17 protein-coding genes are annotated in these 18,141 nt (G+C 37.4%); 3 read left to right on the forward strand and 14 right to left on the reverse strand.

The window, feature by feature from the left end:
- Window positions 1-41 precede the first annotated feature (41 nt).
- From Q0039_RS03235 to purH, 4 genes are all read right to left on the reverse strand, one after another.
- Window positions 42-551 carry a rod shape-determining protein MreD gene (locus Q0039_RS03235; RefSeq protein WP_297508982.1) on the reverse strand — a complete coding sequence of 170 codons (510 nt, stop codon included), beginning with the start codon at window positions 549-551 and terminating at the stop codon, window positions 42-44.
- Complete coding sequence (mreC, locus tag Q0039_RS03240; protein WP_297508984.1) at window positions 541-1,374, reverse strand: rod shape-determining protein MreC; 834 nt, start codon at window positions 1,372-1,374, stop codon at window positions 541-543. Before mreC ends, Q0039_RS03235 begins: the two co-directional genes overlap by 11 nt.
- A 66-nt stretch (window positions 1,375-1,440) precedes the next feature.
- Window positions 1,441-2,469, reverse strand: a complete 1,029-nt coding sequence (locus Q0039_RS03245; RefSeq protein WP_297508987.1) for a rod shape-determining protein — start codon at window positions 2,467-2,469, stop codon at window positions 1,441-1,443.
- Between the two features lie 58 nt (window positions 2,470-2,527).
- Entirely contained in the window at window positions 2,528-4,054 is a 1,527-nt protein-coding gene (gene purH, locus Q0039_RS03250) for a bifunctional phosphoribosylaminoimidazolecarboxamide formyltransferase/IMP cyclohydrolase (RefSeq protein ID WP_297508990.1), read from the reverse strand.
- A gap of 144 nt (window positions 4,055-4,198) precedes the next feature.
- On the opposite strand from purH, the gene Q0039_RS03255 reads away from it, so the two are divergent.
- Window positions 4,199-5,443: an ABC transporter permease gene (locus Q0039_RS03255; RefSeq protein ID WP_297508993.1), complete on the forward strand. Its 1,245-nt coding sequence runs from the start codon at window positions 4,199-4,201 to the stop codon at window positions 5,441-5,443.
- A gap of 52 nt (window positions 5,444-5,495) precedes the next feature.
- Here the strand turns inward: Q0039_RS03255 and accD are convergent, their stop codons facing one another.
- The 3 genes from accD to Q0039_RS03270 are packed head-to-tail and all read right to left on the reverse strand — an operon-like array spanning window position 5,496 to window position 10,074.
- Complete coding sequence (gene accD / locus Q0039_RS03260) at window positions 5,496-6,350, reverse strand: acetyl-CoA carboxylase, carboxyltransferase subunit beta (protein ID WP_297508996.1); 855 nt, start codon at window positions 6,348-6,350, stop codon at window positions 5,496-5,498.
- A gap of 52 nt (window positions 6,351-6,402) precedes the next feature.
- Entirely contained in the window at window positions 6,403-7,470 is a 1,068-nt protein-coding gene (fbaA, locus tag Q0039_RS03265; protein WP_297508999.1) for a class II fructose-bisphosphate aldolase, read from the reverse strand.
- 48 nt (window positions 7,471-7,518) lie between these two features.
- Window positions 7,519-10,074, reverse strand: coding sequence for a BamA/TamA family outer membrane protein (locus tag Q0039_RS03270; RefSeq protein WP_297509002.1), 2,556 nt, complete (start codon window positions 10,072-10,074; stop codon window positions 7,519-7,521).
- 36 nt (window positions 10,075-10,110) lie between these two features.
- Between Q0039_RS03270 and Q0039_RS03275 the strand changes: the two genes are divergently transcribed.
- A complete protein-coding gene (locus Q0039_RS03275) occupies window positions 10,111-10,839 on the forward strand; it encodes an RNA methyltransferase (protein ID WP_297509005.1) in 729 nt (242 codons plus the stop codon).
- Here the strand turns inward: Q0039_RS03275 and Q0039_RS03280 are convergent.
- The 7 genes from Q0039_RS03280 to Q0039_RS03310 all read right to left on the reverse strand — a co-directional run bounded on the left by Q0039_RS03280 (window position 10,836) and on the right by Q0039_RS03310 (window position 16,793).
- The gene (locus Q0039_RS03280) at window positions 10,836-11,537 is read right to left on the reverse strand and encodes a porin family protein (RefSeq protein WP_297509008.1); all 702 of its coding nucleotides are present in this window, start codon (window positions 11,535-11,537) and stop codon (window positions 10,836-10,838) included. The two genes, Q0039_RS03275 and Q0039_RS03280, sit on opposite strands and share 4 nt — an antisense overlap.
- A gap of 3 nt (window positions 11,538-11,540) precedes the next feature.
- Window positions 11,541-12,269, reverse strand: coding sequence for a bifunctional demethylmenaquinone methyltransferase/2-methoxy-6-polyprenyl-1,4-benzoquinol methylase UbiE (ubiE, locus tag Q0039_RS03285; protein ID WP_297509011.1), 729 nt, complete (start codon window positions 12,267-12,269; stop codon window positions 11,541-11,543).
- Window positions 12,270-12,336: 67 nt separating this feature from the next.
- Complete coding sequence (locus tag Q0039_RS03290; RefSeq protein ID WP_297509013.1) at window positions 12,337-12,819, reverse strand: dihydrofolate reductase; 483 nt, start codon at window positions 12,817-12,819, stop codon at window positions 12,337-12,339.
- A gap of 540 nt (window positions 12,820-13,359) precedes the next feature.
- Entirely contained in the window at window positions 13,360-14,184 is an 825-nt protein-coding gene (locus tag Q0039_RS03295; RefSeq protein ID WP_297509016.1) for a thymidylate synthase, read from the reverse strand.
- A gap of 12 nt (window positions 14,185-14,196) precedes the next feature.
- On the reverse strand, window positions 14,197-14,817 hold the full coding sequence (locus Q0039_RS03300) for a bifunctional nuclease family protein (protein ID WP_297509018.1): 621 nt from the start codon (window positions 14,815-14,817) through the stop codon (window positions 14,197-14,199).
- Window positions 14,818-15,057: 240 nt separating this feature from the next.
- Window positions 15,058-16,026, reverse strand: a complete 969-nt coding sequence (locus Q0039_RS03305) for an electron transfer flavoprotein subunit alpha/FixB family protein (protein WP_297509021.1) — start codon at window positions 16,024-16,026, stop codon at window positions 15,058-15,060.
- A gap of 20 nt (window positions 16,027-16,046) precedes the next feature.
- Window positions 16,047-16,793: an electron transfer flavoprotein subunit beta/FixA family protein gene (locus Q0039_RS03310; protein ID WP_297509024.1), complete on the reverse strand. Its 747-nt coding sequence runs from the start codon at window positions 16,791-16,793 to the stop codon at window positions 16,047-16,049.
- A gap of 287 nt (window positions 16,794-17,080) precedes the next feature.
- Here Q0039_RS03310 and Q0039_RS03315 point away from each other — a divergent pair, with 287 nt between their 5' ends.
- Window positions 17,081-18,112, forward strand: a complete 1,032-nt coding sequence (locus tag Q0039_RS03315; RefSeq protein ID WP_297509058.1) for a pyruvate dehydrogenase complex E1 component subunit beta — start codon at window positions 17,081-17,083, stop codon at window positions 18,110-18,112.
- Window positions 18,113-18,141 lie beyond the last annotated feature (29 nt).

Genomic DNA, 18,141 nt, shown 5'->3' on the forward strand with positions numbered 1-18,141 from the left:
ACTGGCAAGAATGATCACTAAACCGGGAAGCAATATTTTTCTCATCGTTTACTAGGTTTGATTAAATAGATGATCAAAATACACATGAGAATAGTAAATAATGTACTTACTAAAGTGCGAAATAGAATACTCCAGAAATAGTCCAAAGCAAATATTTCCATGAAAAACATACACAAATGATGAACAGTAACAGCAATCAGTATGAAAGAGAATCGTTCGGGTGTAAGGACATCATTTAATTTAACCGTTTGGTATTCGTAACTCAAACCAAAAGAAAATTTAAAAATTGAAGGACGTAGGTAAGCTAATGTAATACAGGCTGCAGAATGAACACCACCCGAATTGCAAAATAAATCCATAATTAGTCCCAATAAAAAACTCGTACTCAACAATGCATAACGATTCCCATTTACGGGAAAAAGAATAATAAAAAGTACGTAAGGATAGGGGTTAATATAGCCTAAAAAATTAATTGAATTAAATAAAATAACCTGCACCATTAGGAGCAACACAAAACGAATACTATTATATAGTAAAGAACTACTGTTCATTGTTTTTTTTCGTTTTCTTTTCGAGGTTAAGTATTTCGTTACGATCTTTATTGCGAATAATATAAACATGACCTAAACTCGTCATGTCATTAAATAAACGAACATTGATTGTATAATAATTGGTTTCGTCGTCGGTGTAGATGTTTTCTATGGTTCCTATATTAATATTTTCTGGAAAAATGGTCGACTGCCCACCGGTTACAATCGTATCTCCTTTGCGAACGGAGGCCAAACGGGGAACATCAATGAGTTGCACAAAACCGGTATTTTTTCCGTTCCAAATTAATGAGCCAATATGATTGGATTTCTTAATTTTAGCGTTTATCGGAGCTTCGGTATTTAAAATACTCAATACGGTTGCATATTTTGGTGAAACATTTTCAACAACACCCACAATTCCTAAGCTGTTAATTACCCCCATCTCTGGACGAACACCGTTTTTGGTTCCTGCATCTATAGTGAGAAAGTTAACTTGTGAACTGTAGGAATTATGAATTACTTTAGCCACCAAAAGATCTACTTTTTTAACGCCTTTTATAGTGTCTAACACAGGAGTTTTGGTTGTGTCTTTTTGGTTAAAAAGGATACTTTTCAAACGGGCATTCTCAATTGCCAACTCATCATTCTTAGTTTTGAGGTTGAAATATTCATTGACATCGTTGATGCGCTGATAAACACCGCCCGTTAAAAAATTGGCCGAATTGATTACTTTACTTCGGTGGTAAGAATGCGATTGAACCGTTAGTGAAATGGCGGTCACCATAAGCAGCAAAAACAGCATACGATAGCTGTTTTTTAAAAGGAAATTAAATATTTGCTGCATGAGTTACGCTACTAAGTCCGGTTTGTTAGTTCAATATGTCGTCAATAAAGTTAAGAAATAATCGGTTTATTTGATCAGGATACTTCTGAATTTTGGAATGTTTTTTAATGCCATGCCGGTACCGCGAACTACCGCTTTTAACGGATCTTCGGCAATATACACTGGAAGATCGGTTTTTAACGAAATACGTTTATCTAATCCGCGAAGCATCGAGCCTCCACCGGCAAGATAAATCCCTGTATTATAGATGTCTGCGGCTAATTCTGGCGGTGTTTGCGACAAGGTTTCCATAATGGCATCCTCAATTCGCTGAATCGATTTATCCAAAGCTTTTGCAATCTCTCGGAACGATACGGCAACTTGCTTCGGTTTACCCGTCAATAAGTCGCGCCCTTGTACAGACATATCTTCTGGAGGAGAGTCTAATGAGTCGGTCGCAGCACCTATAGTAATTTTGATTTTCTCTGCAGTAGTTTCTCCAACAAATAAATTATGTTGGGTACGCATGTAATAAATGATATCATTGGTGAATACGTCGCCTGCAATTTTAACCGATTTGTCACAAACAATACCTCCTAAAGCAATAACTGCAATCTCGGTAGTACCCCCACCGATATCTACAATCATATTTCCTTTTGGTTGCATGATGTCAATTCCAATACCAATTGCCGCAGCCATTGGTTCGTGAATCAAATACACTTCTTTTCCATTCACCCGTTCACAGGATTCTTTAACGGCACGCATTTCTACTTCGGTAATACCCGATGGGATACAAACCACCATACGTAAAGCCGGTGTGAACATTCTTTTCTTTAAAGCTGGAATGCTTTTGATGAATGCTTTAATCATTTCTTCCGAAGCAGCAAAATCGGCAATTACACCGTCTTTTAAAGGGCGAATGGTTTTGATATTCTCATGGGTTTTACCCTGCATCATGTTGGCTTCTTTACCAACGGCAGTAATTTTTCCGGTAATACGATCGCGCGCTACAATCGACGGTGAGTCGATTACAACTTTATCATTGTGAATGATCAGTGTATTGGCGGTACCAAGGTCAATTGCGATGTCCTCAGTCATGAAATCAAAAAATCCCATACGCTTCTAAAAGGGTGTTAGTTTGTTATTTATTAATCAGCCTACAAAAATAATAAAATTAATGTTTGAAATGACGTGTACCTGTAAATACCATTGCAACATTATTTTCATTGCAATAGGCGATACTTAAATCATCTTTAATTGAGCCTCCAGGTTGAATCACCGCTGTTATTCCGGCTTGGTGTGCAATTTCAACACAATCGGGAAATGGGAAGAAGGCATCGCTTGCCATTACGGCACCTTTTAAATCAAATCCGAAGGCATGGGCTTTCTCTATCGCTTGACGCAATGCATCTACTCTGGAGGTTTGCCCCGTTCCTGAAGCAACTAATTGTCCATTTTTTGCCAATACAATCGTATTTGATTTGGTGTTTTTACAAATTTTGGATGCAAAAATAAGATCGGCAATTTCTTGATCATTTGGTTGCAAAGTAGTAACGTAAGTTAGCCCCTCTTTCGTATCAGTAATTGTATTTCGGTCTTGAATTAAAATACCGTTCAAACAGGTGCGTATATTTTGTTGGGGCAATTCGATATCGTGTTGTTGTAAAATTATACGATTTTTCTTCTCTTGTAAAATCGTCAAAGCTTCCACGTCAAATGCAGGAGCAATTACTACTTCACAAAACAACTGATTGATTTCTTGTGCGGTTGCTTCGTCTATTCTTTTATTTGCAATTAAGACACCCCCAAATGCCGAAGTGGGATCGCCAGCAAGCGCATCAAGATAGGCTGCTTTAAGAGTCGAACGAGTTGCTAAACCACAAGCGTTATTGTGTTTTAAGATTGCAAAAGTAGGATCGTTATCTTTGAATTCTAAGATCAAATTTACTGCCGCATCTATATCCAACAAATTATTGTAGGACAATTCTTTTCCATGTAGTTTCGTAAACATTGCCTCAAAATTACCAAAGAAAAATCCTTTTTGATGGGGATTTTCACCATAACGTAAGGCTTGACCTTGATCGGAGCTTAATTTAAAGATAGTCGAATCTTGATTGAAATAATTGAAAATTGCGGTATCATAATGGGAAGATACGTGAAAGGCTCTTGATGCTAAAAACTTACGTTGTGCTAACGATGTACTTCCATTACCTTGTGTTATCATTTCTAAAAATAATGCATATTCGTTCATCGAAGGAACAATTACGGTATCATTGAAATTTTTAGCGGCAGCACGAATTAAAGAAATTCCCCCAATGTCAATTTTTTCAATACTATCAATTTCAGAAGCACCCGAGGCAACGGTCTTTTCAAACGGATATAAATCTACAATAACCAAATCTATTTGAGGAATCTGGTATTCGGTCATTTGTGCACTATCGGAAGCATTATCTTGACGGTTCAATATGCCACCAAAAATTTTAGGATGTAAGGTTTTTACTCGCCCTCCTAAAATTGAAGGATATTCGGTTACTTCTTCAACCGGAACAACGGGAATTCCTAAATTTCTAATAAAATCTTCGGTGCCACCTGTGGAGTAAATGGTAACCTTTAAATCGTGAAGTTTACGTACGATCGGTTCGAGTCCGTCTTTCGAAAAAACCGAAATCAGGGCCGACTGTATGGGTTTTGTAGTCGTCATTGTGTTGTTGTTGGATTAAGTTGCAAAAATAGGTCATTTTAAGCGGAGTACACTAACTATTTTTTTAAAAAAAATATGAAATTAGCATTGTAACAATTCGAGCTTACACCTTACAAATATGTATCTTTGTTTATATTTTAAACTATGTTGTTATACCTGCGATTAGTAAAAGAAAGTTTCGCATTTGCAGTTAATGCTTTGCGAAATAATAAGTTGCGTACGTTTCTTTCATTGTTGGGTGTAACAATTGGTATTTTTTCAATCATTGCCGTTTTGGCTGCAGTGGACTCCCTCGATCTCAAAATAAAAAAAGAATTAAGCAGTTTAGATAAAAACACCATTTATTTATTCAATGATACGTTTGGTCCCTCAGAAATCCCAGCATGGAAACGGGAACAATTTCCCAATGTAACCTATGCAGAGTTTGAGTATTTGCGCGATAATCTTCCCGATTCAGAGGAGATGTCGTATCAAATTTTTCTGAAGTGGGAAAATATGAAGTACGAATCCAAAACCATGACGAATGTAAATATTGTTCCTGTAACCCATACGTTTATCAATATTCAAGGTTATGAGTTTACAGAAGGACGGTTTTTTAATGAATCGGAATCCAATTCTGGAGCAGCGGTTGTAGTTATTGGAGCCGAATTGGCTGAAGGGTTGTTTGGGGAATTGGACCCCATTGGAAAGCAAGTGCGCTTGTATGGTCAACGGTTTACAGTAGTAGGAGTGTTAAAGAAAAAAGGGGATGGAATGTTTGGAAATGACGACACATCGGCTATTATTCCGGTTAACTTTATTCGCCGTGCGATAGGTGAAAACAAATCGCAAACGCCCATTATTGTAATTAAACCTAAAAAAGGAATAGATATGCAGGCATTTAAAGCAGATCTATCCCAGAAATTGCGAAATTATCGCGGGATGAAAGTAGCTGAAGCAGACAATTTCTTTATCAATGTGTTTTCTGGTTTTACCGATTTAATCGATGGAATAATTCATACTATGAATATTGGAGGATGGATTATAGCAGGCTTCTCATTACTAGTAGGCGGGTTTGGGGTTGCTAATATTATGTTTGTTTCTGTAAAAGAGCGAACCAATTTAATCGGTATTCAAAAATCGTTAGGAGCCAAAAACAGGATGATCTTATTTCAATTTTTATTTGAAGCCATTATTCTATGTTTATTTGGCGGATTGGTTGGTATTTTATTTGTTTGGCTGCTGACTTTACTATTGACTTCAATGTTGGATTTCGAATTCATCTTAAGTTTTTCAAACATTGTTTTGGGTTCTGTTCTAGCAATTGCAATTGGAATTGTCTCAGGAATTTTACCCGCAATTACCGCTTCCAAATTGGATCCAGTAGAAGCGATCCGTAGCGGATTATAATTGTAGTGACAAAAAAAGCACGATGAAATATCGTGCTTTAGAACATCTTTTTTTATCGAATGTCTTGATTCAAAATCAAATCCAAATACAAATTCACTTTGTTTTTTAATTCTTTTCGGTGGGCTATAAAGTCCAAAAATCCGTGATCTAAAACAAATTCTGCCGTTTGAAAACCTTCGGGTAAATCTTTTCCAGTGGTATCGCGAACCACTCGGGGCCCCGCGAATCCAATTAAAGCACCCGGTTCAGAAATATTAATATCACCCAACATCGCATACGATGCAGTGGTACCCCCGGTAGTTGGATCAGTACATAAAGAAATATAAGGGATTTTTGCGTCGGCTAGTTGGGCCAATTTTGCCGAAGTTTTAGCTAATTGCATTAATGAATAAGCCGCTTCCATCATACGGGCTCCCCCTGATTTAGAAATCATTAAAAAAGGAATCTTATGCTGTATCGAATAATCGATCCCTCGTGCAATTTTTTCACCAACAACCGCCCCCATAGATCCTCCAATAAATGCAAAATCCATACAACAAACCACAAGATCTTTTCCTTTGGATTTACCAACAGCCGTTCGCACAGCATCTTTAAGTTTGGTTTTATCCATAACTTCCTTTAAACGATCTGAGTATTTCTTTGTGTCAACAAAATCCAACGGGTCTTTGGAAGTCATTTTAGCGTCCAATTCTTTAAATTCATTGTTGTCAAAAAGAATTTCAAAATATTCTTTGCTGCCAATGCGTACATGAAAATCATCCTCAGGGCTTACCCATAGGTTGCGCTCTAATTCGTCAGCATCGACTATCTTACCTGTTGGAGATTTATACCACAAGCCTTTCGGAACATCTTTTTTCTCTTCCGTAGCGGTTTTAATTCCTTTTTCTGTACGTTTAAACCAAGCCATATTTATTGATTTATAAAGAATGAACTATCAATAATAATTCAAAAAATAAAATTTATAAAGTATTTACATTATTCAAATCGGCAAATGCCTGTTCCAATCGGCTGATGAAGGTAATTTCGCCCTCACGAACCCATTTACGGGGATCGTAATGTTTCTTATTTGGAGAATCAATTCCTTCTGGGCTTCCAATTTGTGTTTTTAAATAATCAATTTTTGATGTCATATAATCGCGGATGCCCGCTGTAAAAGCAAACTGTAAATCGGTATCAATATTCATTTTAATAACACCATAGGAAATCGCTTCGCGAATTTCTTCAAGGGTTGAACCCGATCCACCATGAAAGACAAAATCAACGGGATTGTTATCGGTGTTGAATTTTTCTTGAACGAAATCTTGTGAATTTTTAAGAATCTTCGGCGTCAGTTTAACATTGCCGGGTTTGTAAACACCATGAACGTTTCCAAATGCAGCAGCAATTGTAAAGCGCGGACTAACAGTCATCAATTCTTCATAGGCATAGGCAACTTCTGATGGTTGCGTATATAATTTTGAACTATCGACATCCGAATTATCAACACCATCTTCTTCACCACCCGTAATTCCCAATTCAATTTCAAGAGTCATGCCCATTTTACTCATTCGCGCTAAATACTCTTTGCAAATGGCAATGTTCTCCTGCAATGGCTCCTCTGATAAATCGATCATATGCGAGGAAAATAATGGTTTTCCTGTGGTAGCAAAATGCTCTTCAGAAGCATCCAACAAGCCATCAATCCATGGCAATAGTTTTTTTGCGCAGTGATCGGTATGTAAAATGACCGTAGCTCCATAAGCTTCAGCCAATGTATGAATATGTTTTGCACCAGCAACCGCACCTAAGATAGCAGCTTGTTCACCAGCATTCGACAACCCTTTGCCTGCATTAAATTGTGCACCCCCATTGGAAAACTGAATAATTACAGGTGCTTTGAGTTTGGCTGCAGTCTCTAAAGTACCATTTATAGTGCTGGATCCTACTACATTAACGGCAGGTAATGCAAATCCTTTTTCTTTAGCGTAAGCAAAAATTTGTTGAACTTCATCTCCGGTGGCTACCCCGGGCTTAATGTTGTGTGCCATGATGTAGTTGTATTTTTTGTTAGGACTACAAAAGTAAAAATAAAAAAATTAGAACGGATAATTTATCCCAATATTTAGAACGGATTCCGCTAAGTTAATCGATCTCAGCCATTTATTTTCTATTTGTTCAGAAGGGTTGTAGGTTTTGAAACCAATGTCAAATCGCACTACAAATAATCCTTGGTCGTAACGCAAACCCATTCCGGTACCTACCGCCAATTCTTGTATCGATTTCCATCCTTTAAATTGGTATGATTGCTGTTCTACGGCATCAAATACATTCCATATATTTCCGGCATCTACGAAAACAGCGCCATTAAATTTGCCAAACAAATTACAACGGTACTCTGCATTTAAAGCAATCTTCATATTGGCCTCGTTAAAATCATTTATACCACCGCTACTCCCTGGACCGAGGCTATAGGGTTGCCATGCACGGTTATCGTTTGAGCCCCCAGAAAAATAACTCCGTGAAAATGGAATGGTGTTTGAATTTCCATAAGGAACTGCCAAACCTGCAAAAGAACGGAAAGCGATTGAACTTTTTCCATGTAGGGTCCAGTGCCGTATAAATTCAATTTCACCTTTTAAATATTGTGAGAATTCCACTTCAAAAAAAGTATTGGCTCCCGATTGATTTTCCAATTGTTTTGAAGCCCTTGCAAATAGAGATAGTAAATTTCCTGCGGACTCAAATTTGGTGCGAATCGAATAAAAGTTATTATCGTTTACACCACGACTAGTTGATTTTGAATAGGAAATATTAGATGCAAAAATTAAGTTATTTTCGGTTAATCGTTTTCGCCGTTCTTCAATACTACGGATGGTTTTCAAATCGTTTGTTGAGGGTGTGATCGACGGATTTGAGCTAAGTGCAGCATTAATAAATCCATTTGTTCCCGAATCGATTGTTAGTTTTCCATCTGCAAAAAACTCCGGAAAATTAGTATCGGCATCATAAAATAGGGCCAAGTTATTTAAGGCATCGTAGGACGATTTATAGACATTAAAATAGTTGCTGATGTTCAAATTCTTTACAAATTGAATATTGAATAGGTCTAAACGGAAGGTTTGATTTTTTCGGGGAATCCAATTATAAGTAAATGCACCTGTAAAGTTTTGTTTGTCTAAACCAATATTGCGTTGTTTGGCAAAACCAAAGGTAATACTGGTTGTAGGTAACATCGTTTTTGGAAAGATTTTATCAGTATTGAATGGAAAAAATAAACGCGGAAAATTAAGTTTTGCATCCAAACCAATTTCAGAAATGTTAAAAAAAGTATTATTTGGATTCGCTAATTGGCGAGACGAACCCACATTGCCTCGAAATCCTACTTCAAAGGTTTCGGCACCATTGAATACATTGCTAATCCGTAAGGATGTGTTTCCAGCAATACCAAAATCCTGAATGTTGGAATGCGTAAAATCTGCTGCAGCTCCAAAAGTATATTTCTTTCGTGGCGTTAAAAAGATATTCGCGATTAATCCTCCTTTGTCTTTCGGATCAGGGACATATTGAATGGTTGGATATTTAAATACCCTAAGATTGCTCAGGTATTTTGTGGTCAGGGTTGTGTTGTTATCAGAGAAATAACTCCCTTTGGTAATAAATACCGCGTCGGTAATCGCTTTCGGGCGGTATTTTAATTTTTTTTCACTGTAAAGTACAAAATCTTTATAGGCGACACTATCTTGTATTTTAAATTCATTTTTACTCGTAGTTTGATCGGTGTAAATAGCTACTTTATTGATTTTATACAAACGGAAAGGTGCTGTTTTTGTCGAATCATTTTCCCTGTATGAATAATCTTTGATGACTAAATTTACATTTACTTTTTTATTAGTACCAATAGTATCTAAACTATAGCGTATGTAATTTTGTTGGAATAGATAAGCGCCATTATTTCTAAAATCCGCTGTAATACGGTCGCGTTCCGCATTCAAAATTTCGGTATCGTATTGTTTTCCTGTCTTTATTTGTGACCGATCAGCATGAATACGATACAAAGAATCGAGCATCGGACTCGTAATTAGGGTTTTTAAGCTATCTATTTGATAAGGTGAATTTAATTTAACCGCGTATTTTATACCGATTCGCTTTGGAACACTCGTGTCACGCGTTGCCGTTGTAGCGACGTCAAAATATCCTTTGTTGTAGTAGTATGAATTTAAACGCTTAATTGATTTTCGAACCGCTATTGAATCAAAAACGGAAGGCGCTTCCCCCGTTTTCATTAAAAAATTACTCAATCCCGAAACCGCAAATGATTGACCTAATCGTTCCACTTGTTTCGCAGAAAGGAGCGAGTTTAATCGTTTTCTTCGGTTGGGTTTTCGATCTAACCATTGGTTGTAGGCCGAATCGGCTTGTTGACGGGCTAAGTTATAGAGTTGCAGCCGCAGGCGATACCCTAAAATTGACGAATTGGGTTTTTGATACAATTGAAAAAACACATTTTCATCACGCGTCGGTTTTTCATTCAAAGTAATTTCGTTGCGAATCAATAGCCGCTTTTGTTCTGGAACACGTTTTGTAATCGTACAGGCAGCAAATAGCAATACGATTCCAAGAAATAATGATATTTTTGTGAGGTGTTTTCGCAAAAGTTCAAAATATAAATTCAAAAGTAACGTATTTTTATGGTTAGCAAAAACCAAATCAAGTTAATTGCTTCGTTGCAACAAAAAAAGTACCGTGATCAATACGGACTCTTTATCGCCGAAGGTTTCAAGGTTATTGATGAATTGCTGCAATCTGATTTTGAACTGCAAGGATTATACCAAACCGAATCCCTATTTGGTGCAATAGGCACAGTAGAGCCAACGTTTATTACTTCAGCTGAACTAAAAAAAATGTCGGCTTTAACTTCGCCCAATAATTGTTTGGCCGTTTTCAAAATTGCTCCACAAAAGATTCCCAATTATGAAGGACTAATTGTAGCTTTAGATGAGGTTCGCGACCCAGGAAATTTAGGGACAATTATTCGTTTGTGTGATTGGTTTGGCGTTACACAATTGGTGTGTAGTTTACAATCTGCAGATTGTTACAACCCAAAGGTGGTTCAGGCAACTATGGGATCGCTTAAGCGCGTTAATGTAAGTTATGTTGATTTGGAGTCGTTTTTAGCAAAATCTTCATTACCCGTTTTAGGAACTTTTATGAATGGTGCAAATGTGTATCAAAGTACATTGCCGCTTCAAGCAATAGTGGTGATGGGCAATGAAGCCAATGGGATTCGTCCCGAAATTGAAAAGCATTTAACACAACGATTAGCAATTCCTCGTTTTGGCACTCAACAAGAAACGGAAAGCTTAAATGTGGCTAGTGCAACCGCGATTCTATTAAGTGAATTCCGCCGTGGGAATTAATGAAACGTAAAATTTACCAAAAAACCCCGCGTTTTCATACTCGAGATGTTTCCTGTCCACGGACTGTCGGGATTATTGTCGCGAATCAACTCGTCATTCATTCCAAAAATTCCCCGTATTGAAGGTGAAAATTTGAAATATTCCAAGTAAATATCAATACCAAACCCCAATTCATAATTATTGGTCCAAGGTTTTACTCGAAAACGTTGCTGGTAATTATCGTCTAGCGATTTTGAGTTGCTAGATAAATTAAGTGTTGCATCTAATCCTCCAACTAAATAGGGGCGCACATTACCGACACGTTTTGAAGAAAACTTCAATAATAATGGAAAAGAAATATAGGTTGAACGCACTTCGCGCAATGCATCTGAAATTCGCGAAAATCCAGCATAGGTTAGATTCCGTTGGGTATAGTACAATCCGGGTTCAAACCGCAAATCTAAATATTCATGCAAACGTAAATTACCCACTAAACCTACGTTGAATCCAGTAGTACCCGAAACCGAAATGTCTGTTGTTGGAGGGTTGAGGTAATCGATTTTAAAATCAAAACTATTAAATCCTAAAAAATATCCCCAATGTACACGCTGTTTGTCAAAATTTTCCAAATGTATGATCGGATCTTTAGCAAATAACCCTTTCGTTTGGGCTTGAAGCTCAAGGGATAGGATTAAAATTAAAAGGATACTTTTTTTCATAGTTTATTTAGATGCCGAATAGATCGTAGCGACCCCAAATGTTTGCGGCATGGCTTTCACGTCTATAAACCCAATTTTACGTAAAATATTGTTCAATTGTTCACCATACGGGAAAACAGCGGCCGATTCAGATAAATAACCATAGGCAACGCGGTCTTTAGAGAACAGTTTGCCAATTAAGGGTAGGATCGTAGAAGTGTAAAAACGGTATCCTTGTTTGTAGGGCGTTTTTACTGGAACCGATGTTTCTAATATCACAAAAATCCCACCGGGTTTTAAAACACGATGGATTTCAGCTAAACCTTTAGCTAAGGTTTCAAAATTACGAATTCCGAACGAAACGGTAATGGCATCAAAATAGTTGTCGGAAAAAGGCATTTGTTCTGAATCGCCTAAAACCATCTCAATAATTGATTCTAGGTTTTGCTCTTTGATTTTTTTCTTGCCTACTTCCAACATCCCTGAAGAAATATCAAGTCCCACAATTTTTGATGCGTTGGTTTGTGCCATAAGAATCGCCAAATCACCGGTTCCTGTGGCTATATCAAGAATCGTTTCCGGTTGGGTAGCTTTAACCAATTGCAGTACTTTTTTACGCCATTTCACATCGATTCCAAATGAAATTACACGATTTAATCCGTCATAGTTTCCAGAAATCGTGTCAAACATTTGAGTAACTTGTTCTTTTTTACTCAAATTGGAATCTTTGTATGGAGTTACATTTTTAGCCATTTTTTTAGCCATTTTTAGTGGCGCAAAGGTAGCGAATAAATCGACTTGATGAGGGGAATTTAGGGGATTATCTTTTGAGGAATGTTTGAAATGTAAAACTGTACTTGTGTTTCTCATCCGTTGGATGGAGCTCTTCATAAACACAATTCCAATGTGAATTGTCAATTTCTGGGAAAAAAGCATCGGCTTCAAAAGAGGCGTGCACACGGGTGAGTTCGACTTTATTGGCAAACGGCAATGCCTGATGATAGATTTCTGCACCCCCAATGACAAAATTTTCTTCCGTTGGTAGACAAAGCGCTAAAGCTTCTTCCAACGAGTGCACAACAATACATCCTTCATAAGCATAATCTAATTGCCTTGTGATAATTATGTGTGTTCGGTTGGGCAATGGTTTCGGAAAACTTTCAAAGGTTTTGCGGCCCATGATGATATAGTTTCCGGTAGTAAGGGATTTGAATCGCTTAAAATCATCCGGAAGGTGCCATAACAATTGGTTGTCTTTGCCCAAAGCATTGTTTTCAGCTGCGGCTGCAATTAATGTAATCATGAGTTGCTAATTTGCGCCGTAAAAATACAGTGTTTCTAGAAATTGAACTTGATAAAATGGATTTTAAAGCCGATTTTAATACAATTTTGGCGTTTGTTGTACGAATAATTCCGGCCAACATGAAAATTTAAATTCACTATTTCAAAATAAGAAAACGTTTTCTTGATTTTATTTTTTATAAAAAGGGTAAAAAAAATAGGAATCCAATTTTAAATAAACCTTACAATTATGAAAATAATAAATCGTTTTTAACGTTCTAAAATAATGAGTATTATACCGTTACTTTGTAAAAGCAATCTTTAAATGAAAATAGGAATACGTTTTCTATATTTTAATTGGCTATTTCTGGTACAAATTTAAAGAACGCACAATTTTTCAAAAGTGGTTTTGTTGAAGTTATAAGTGAAAAGGTATTTAGTAGTTCCTTTCACTTGCGTTACCGAAAAATGCTTTTCAATGCTGATCGCAGTTTTTTTGAAGTGTAAATTTTGGTTGGTTTGTTTTGAAATCCGTCTAGTTTAGGCGGATTTTTTTATGAAACTAAACCGCTACTACTCCTTTGATATGCGGATGCGGATCATAGCCTTCCAAGGTGAAGTCTTCAAATTCAAAGGCGAAAATGTCTTTCACATTCGGATTGATTTTCATCGTGGGTAAGGGGCGTGGCTCCCGACTCAATTGCAATTCCAGTTGTTCAAAGTGGTTGTTGTAAATGTGCGCATCACCAAAGGTGTGAATAAAATCACCCGGTTGTAAATCGCATACTTGTGCAATCATCATCGTTAATAACGCATAGGAAGCAATGTTAAAAGGAACACCCAAAAAGATATCGGCACTGCGCTGGTACAATTGACAGGATAATTTTCCTTCGGCAACATAAAATTGAAAAAAGGCATGGCAGGGGGGGAGTGCTGCTTTTCCGTTGGACACATTTTCTGCAAATGAAACTGAAGTATCGGGTAAAACAGAAGGATTCCAAGCAGAAATCAACATACGACGACTGTTTGGGTTTTGCTTTAAAGTGGTAATCAATTCGGCTATTTGATCAATGTTTTTGCTGTCCCAATTACGCCATTGGTGGCCATATACCGGACCCAAATCGCCGTTTTCATCAGCCCATTCATCCCAAATACGCACTCCGTTTTCTTGTAAATAGCCAATGTTAGTTTCTCCTCTCAAAAACCATAACAATTCATAGATGATGGATTTTAAATGGAGTTTTTTAGTGGTAACCATTGGAAAACCTTCACTGAGGTCAAATCGCATTTGGTATCCGAATATACTTTTAGTTCCGGTTCCGGTGCGGTCGCCTTTTTGTACGCCGTGTTCTAAAACGTGTTTAACGAGGTCATGGTACTGTTTCACTTTGGACTATTTTTAAGATTCACGTTTGGATATTTCGTCACGGATACGCGCTGCTTTTTCGTAATCTTCGTCTTGAACTGCCGCTTCCAATAGGTCATTTAGTTCGGATAAACTGTAGGTGTTGAAACCGCTACCTGCCGTTGGGGTCGATTCATTAGAATCTCCAAAAGTTTCAGGTTCAGAAAGTACGCCGTCCGTTTGTTCTCCTTCATTACTCGTTGGATTTAAGTAAATCCCCGCTTTATCCAAAATATTTTTATACGTAAAAATCGGAGCTTGAAAACGCAGCGCTAGCGCAATAGCATCCGAAGTTCGCGCATCGATTATTTCTTCAATTTTATCCCGTTCACAAATAATACTTGAGAAAAACACACCATCAACGAGTTTATGAATAATTACTTGTTTAACCACGATATCAAAACGATCGGCAAAGCTCTTGAATAAGTCGTGTGTCAATGGACGGGGAGGTTTGATTTCTTTTTCAAGCGCAATAGCAATCGATTGGGCTTCAAACGCACCAATAACAATAGGAAGTTTTCGTTCGCCATCCACCTCATTTAAGATCAGTGCATAGGCGCCGTTTTGGGTCTGACTATATGAAATACCTTTAATATTCAGTTTAACTAAACTCATAATTCACTTAAATCATTACGACTTTAAAACCGTAATACCGATGATCACTATTGCTTGATTTACCTTTATTCTATTCGCACTATCGTTTTAGAGAAATCGGTTACCCAAAATACAATTGAAGATAGATGCAACAATATGTACTGCAAAATAACAAAAAGATTTGCTTATATTTTAAAAAAATAAGCCGTTTGTTATTTACTCAAACGGCTTAAAGTATTTAGATGCTATTTTAAGGATTCGCTAGCTATTTTGTGCTTTGAATTCTTTTAGTTTTTGAGTTAAACGCGGCATAATTTCTAGGGCATCACCAACGATTCCGTAATCGGCTACTTTAAAGAAAGGTGCTTCTGGGTCGGTATTGATTACCACTTTTACTTTGGAAGCGTTAATTCCTGCAATGTGTTGAATCGCACCCGATATTCCGATGGCGATATACAAATTTGAAGCAACCGGTTTCCCTGTTTGTCCAACGTGTTCACTATGCGGTCTCCACCCAATATCCGATACAGGTTTTGAACACGCTGTAGCCGCACCCAAAGTAGTTGCTAGATCTTCTAATAAGTGCCAGTTTTCGGGACCTTTTAATCCGCGACCACCCGATACAACAATATCTGCATCTGCAATAGAAACTTTACCGTTGGCTTTTTCGATAGATTCAACGTTTACCGCAAAGTTGGTTTCGTTTAAATTTGGTGCAAAATCTTCTGTAACTGTTGTCGTGTTGTTTTCAATTAAACCAAACGAGTTTTTAGAAATACACAACACTTTTACAGCGGTTGTCATTTCTGTAATAGTGAATGCTTTTTGCGAAAATACACTGCGTTTCACTTGAAAAGGAGCAGTGGTTGAGGGTAAGCCTACAACATTGGAGGCCATGCCCGCTTCTAAACCTACAGCTGCCATAGGAGCTAAATATAAACTATCGGTTGTGGAAGACAAAATGATTAATTTTGCCGCTTCTTTTAGAGCTACTTGTTGCACTACATCTGCATAAGCTCTTGCATTGAAGTTGGCTAATTGGTTGTTGGTAACCTTTACAACTTTAGATACGCCATATTTTCCTAGTTCAGCAGTGTCCCCTGCATTAATAGTTACCGCGGTTACTTGGGTTCCCATACTATCCGCAACAGCTTTGGCATAGGATGCCAATTCTAAAGCTACTTTTTTGAATTTGCCGTCTGCATATTCGGCATATATAAGTACTGACATAGTCGTTTATTTTAGGAAGCTTAAATAACTTTTGCTTCGTTGTGTAATAAATTGATTAATTCGTCAAGATTTTCTGAAGCCACCATTTTTACGGCTGATTTTGGTGCTGGTTTTTCAAATTTCACAGCTTTTGTTTTTGCATCAGCGGTTATCGGTTCTACTACAGTAAGTGGTTTGGTACGCGCGGTCATAATTCCACGCATATTAGGAATGCGTAAATCTTTTTCTTCTACTATTCCTTTTTGTCCCCCAACAACCATAGGAAGAGAGGAAGCGATAATTTCCTTACCGCCATCAATTTCGCGTGCTGCTTTTACATCAGATCCCGTTACCGTAATTTCTGTGCAAGAATTCACAAAATTATAGTTGACTAAACCCGCTAACATACCAGGAACCATTCCGCCGTTGTAGTCTAATGACTCTTTTCCACAAATAACTAAATCATAATTTCCGTTTTTTACAACTTCGGCCAATTGTTTAGCTACAAAAAAACCATCGGTAGGAATCGCATTAATGCGGATTGCATCATCAGCCCCTATAGCGAGCGCTTTGCGTAATGTTGCCTCGGCATCGGGTCCTCCCACGTTTACAACGGTTACTTTTGCACCTTGTTGCTCTTGAAACCAAATGGCACGGGTAAGTCCAAACTCATCATTAGGATTTATTACATATTGAACACCGTTGGTGTCAAACTCCGTGTCCCCGTTTACGAAGTTGATTTTTGAAGTAGTATCAGGCACATGGCTGATGCAAACTAATATTTTCATATGATTTTGAGGGGTTTAAATTTTTTCGACGTAAAAGTAAAAAATATATTTCTAACATTTATATGCGCGCATACTATTTTTTTAGATTTCAATCGATTTCATTAAAGAATCTTGATTGTGTTGTATTTTAGTTTTAAACTTTCAAAAAAATTAACGCAAAAACACCTAAGTTAAGTGATTTTTTTCTGAAAAATAGTGCAATAAATCGGCTTGAAGTAACCTTTAAACTTCAATTATATCGATTTCGTAAAAAAAGGAATTATAAAATCGTATAAGAGAATATTTTAATCGTCGAGAATTCTTATTTTTGCCAATCAAAACAGAATAACGAACTATTCGATATGAGAACGATTCAATTTAGAGAAGCGATAGCCGAAGCGATGAGTGAAGAAATGCGTCGCGACGCGTCCGTATATTTGATGGGTGAAGAGGTAGCCGAATATAATGGTGCCTACAAAGCCTCCAAGGGAATGTTGGATGAATTTGGACCCAAACGTGTTATTGATACACCTATTGCTGAATTAGGTTTTGCGGGTATTGCTGTTGGTTCTGCAATGAATGGTTGCCGACCTATTGTAGAATTTATGACATTCAATTTCTCCTTAGTAGGTATAGACCAAATTATCAATAATGCAGCAAAAATGCGACAAATGTCTGCTGGCCAATTCCCAATGCCTATTGTGTTTCGTGGGCCAACGGCTTCGGCAGGTCAATTGGCTGCCACGCATTCTCAAGCTTTTGAAAATTGGTATGCCAACTGTCCAGGATTGAAAGTAATTGTTCCCTCAAATCCGTATGATGCCAAAGGATTATTAAAAGCGGCTATCCGCGATAATGATCCGGTTATTTTCATGGAATCAGAACAAATGTATGGAGACAAAGGGGAAGTGCCCGAAGGAGAATATATTATTCCAATTGGTGTGGCCGATGTTAAACGAGAAGGATCGCACGTAACACTCGTTTCTTTTGGTAAAATCATTAAAGAAGCGTTTATTGCTGCTGATGAATTGGCTAAAGAAGGTATTTCATGTGAAATAATTGATTTGCGTACTGTGCGACCAATGGATTATGATGCAATTATTAATTCGGTTAAGAAAACAAATCGTTTAGTGGTTTTAGAGGAAGCATGGCCGTTTGCGAGTGTGGCCTCTGAAATTACATATATGGTCCAAGAACGTGCATTTGATTATTTAGACGCTCCTATTCAACGAATTACTACAGCTGATACTCCTGCTCCGTATTCGCCAACACTATTAAAAGAGTGGTTGCCCAATGCAAGTGATGTTGTAAAAGCAGTAAAAAAAGTAATGTATAAGTAAGGATATTCTTTTATATTTGAAGCCATTCC

This window comes from Flavobacterium sp. (assembly GCF_027484945.1).
In the GTDB taxonomy this organism is placed as follows: domain Bacteria; phylum Bacteroidota; class Bacteroidia; order Flavobacteriales; family Flavobacteriaceae; genus Flavobacterium.

Coding starts and splice junctions, on each gene's coding strand:
- Q0039_RS03305 (WP_297509021.1), bottom strand. CDS start 16,026: ATGTCAGTACTTATATATGCCGAATATGCAGACGGCAAATTCAAAAAA.
- Q0039_RS03235 (WP_297508982.1), bottom strand. CDS start 551: ATGAACAGTAGTTCTTTACTATATAATAGTATTCGTTTTGTGTTGCTC.
- Q0039_RS03255 (WP_297508993.1), top strand. CDS start 4,199: ATGTTGTTATACCTGCGATTAGTAAAAGAAAGTTTCGCATTTGCAGTT.
- Q0039_RS03300 (WP_297509018.1), bottom strand. CDS start 14,817: ATGAGTTTAGTTAAACTGAATATTAAAGGTATTTCATATAGTCAGACC.
- purH (WP_297508990.1), bottom strand. CDS start 4,054: ATGACGACTACAAAACCCATACAGTCGGCCCTGATTTCGGTTTTTTCG.
- Q0039_RS03275 (WP_297509005.1), top strand. CDS start 10,111: ATGGTTAGCAAAAACCAAATCAAGTTAATTGCTTCGTTGCAACAAAAA.
- Q0039_RS03245 (WP_297508987.1), bottom strand. CDS start 2,469: ATGGGATTTTTTGATTTCATGACTGAGGACATCGCAATTGACCTTGGT.
- accD (WP_297508996.1), bottom strand. CDS start 6,350: ATGGCTTGGTTTAAACGTACAGAAAAAGGAATTAAAACCGCTACGGAA.
- mreC (WP_297508984.1), bottom strand. CDS start 1,374: ATGCAGCAAATATTTAATTTCCTTTTAAAAAACAGCTATCGTATGCTG.
- fbaA (WP_297508999.1), bottom strand. CDS start 7,470: ATGGCACACAACATTAAGCCCGGGGTAGCCACCGGAGATGAAGTTCAA.
- Q0039_RS03310 (WP_297509024.1), bottom strand. CDS start 16,793: ATGAAAATATTAGTTTGCATCAGCCATGTGCCTGATACTACTTCAAAA.
- Q0039_RS03290 (WP_297509013.1), bottom strand. CDS start 12,819: ATGATTACATTAATTGCAGCCGCAGCTGAAAACAATGCTTTGGGCAAA.
- Q0039_RS03280 (WP_297509008.1), bottom strand. CDS start 11,537: ATGAAAAAAAGTATCCTTTTAATTTTAATCCTATCCCTTGAGCTTCAA.
- ubiE (WP_297509011.1), bottom strand. CDS start 12,269: ATGGCTAAAAATGTAACTCCATACAAAGATTCCAATTTGAGTAAAAAA.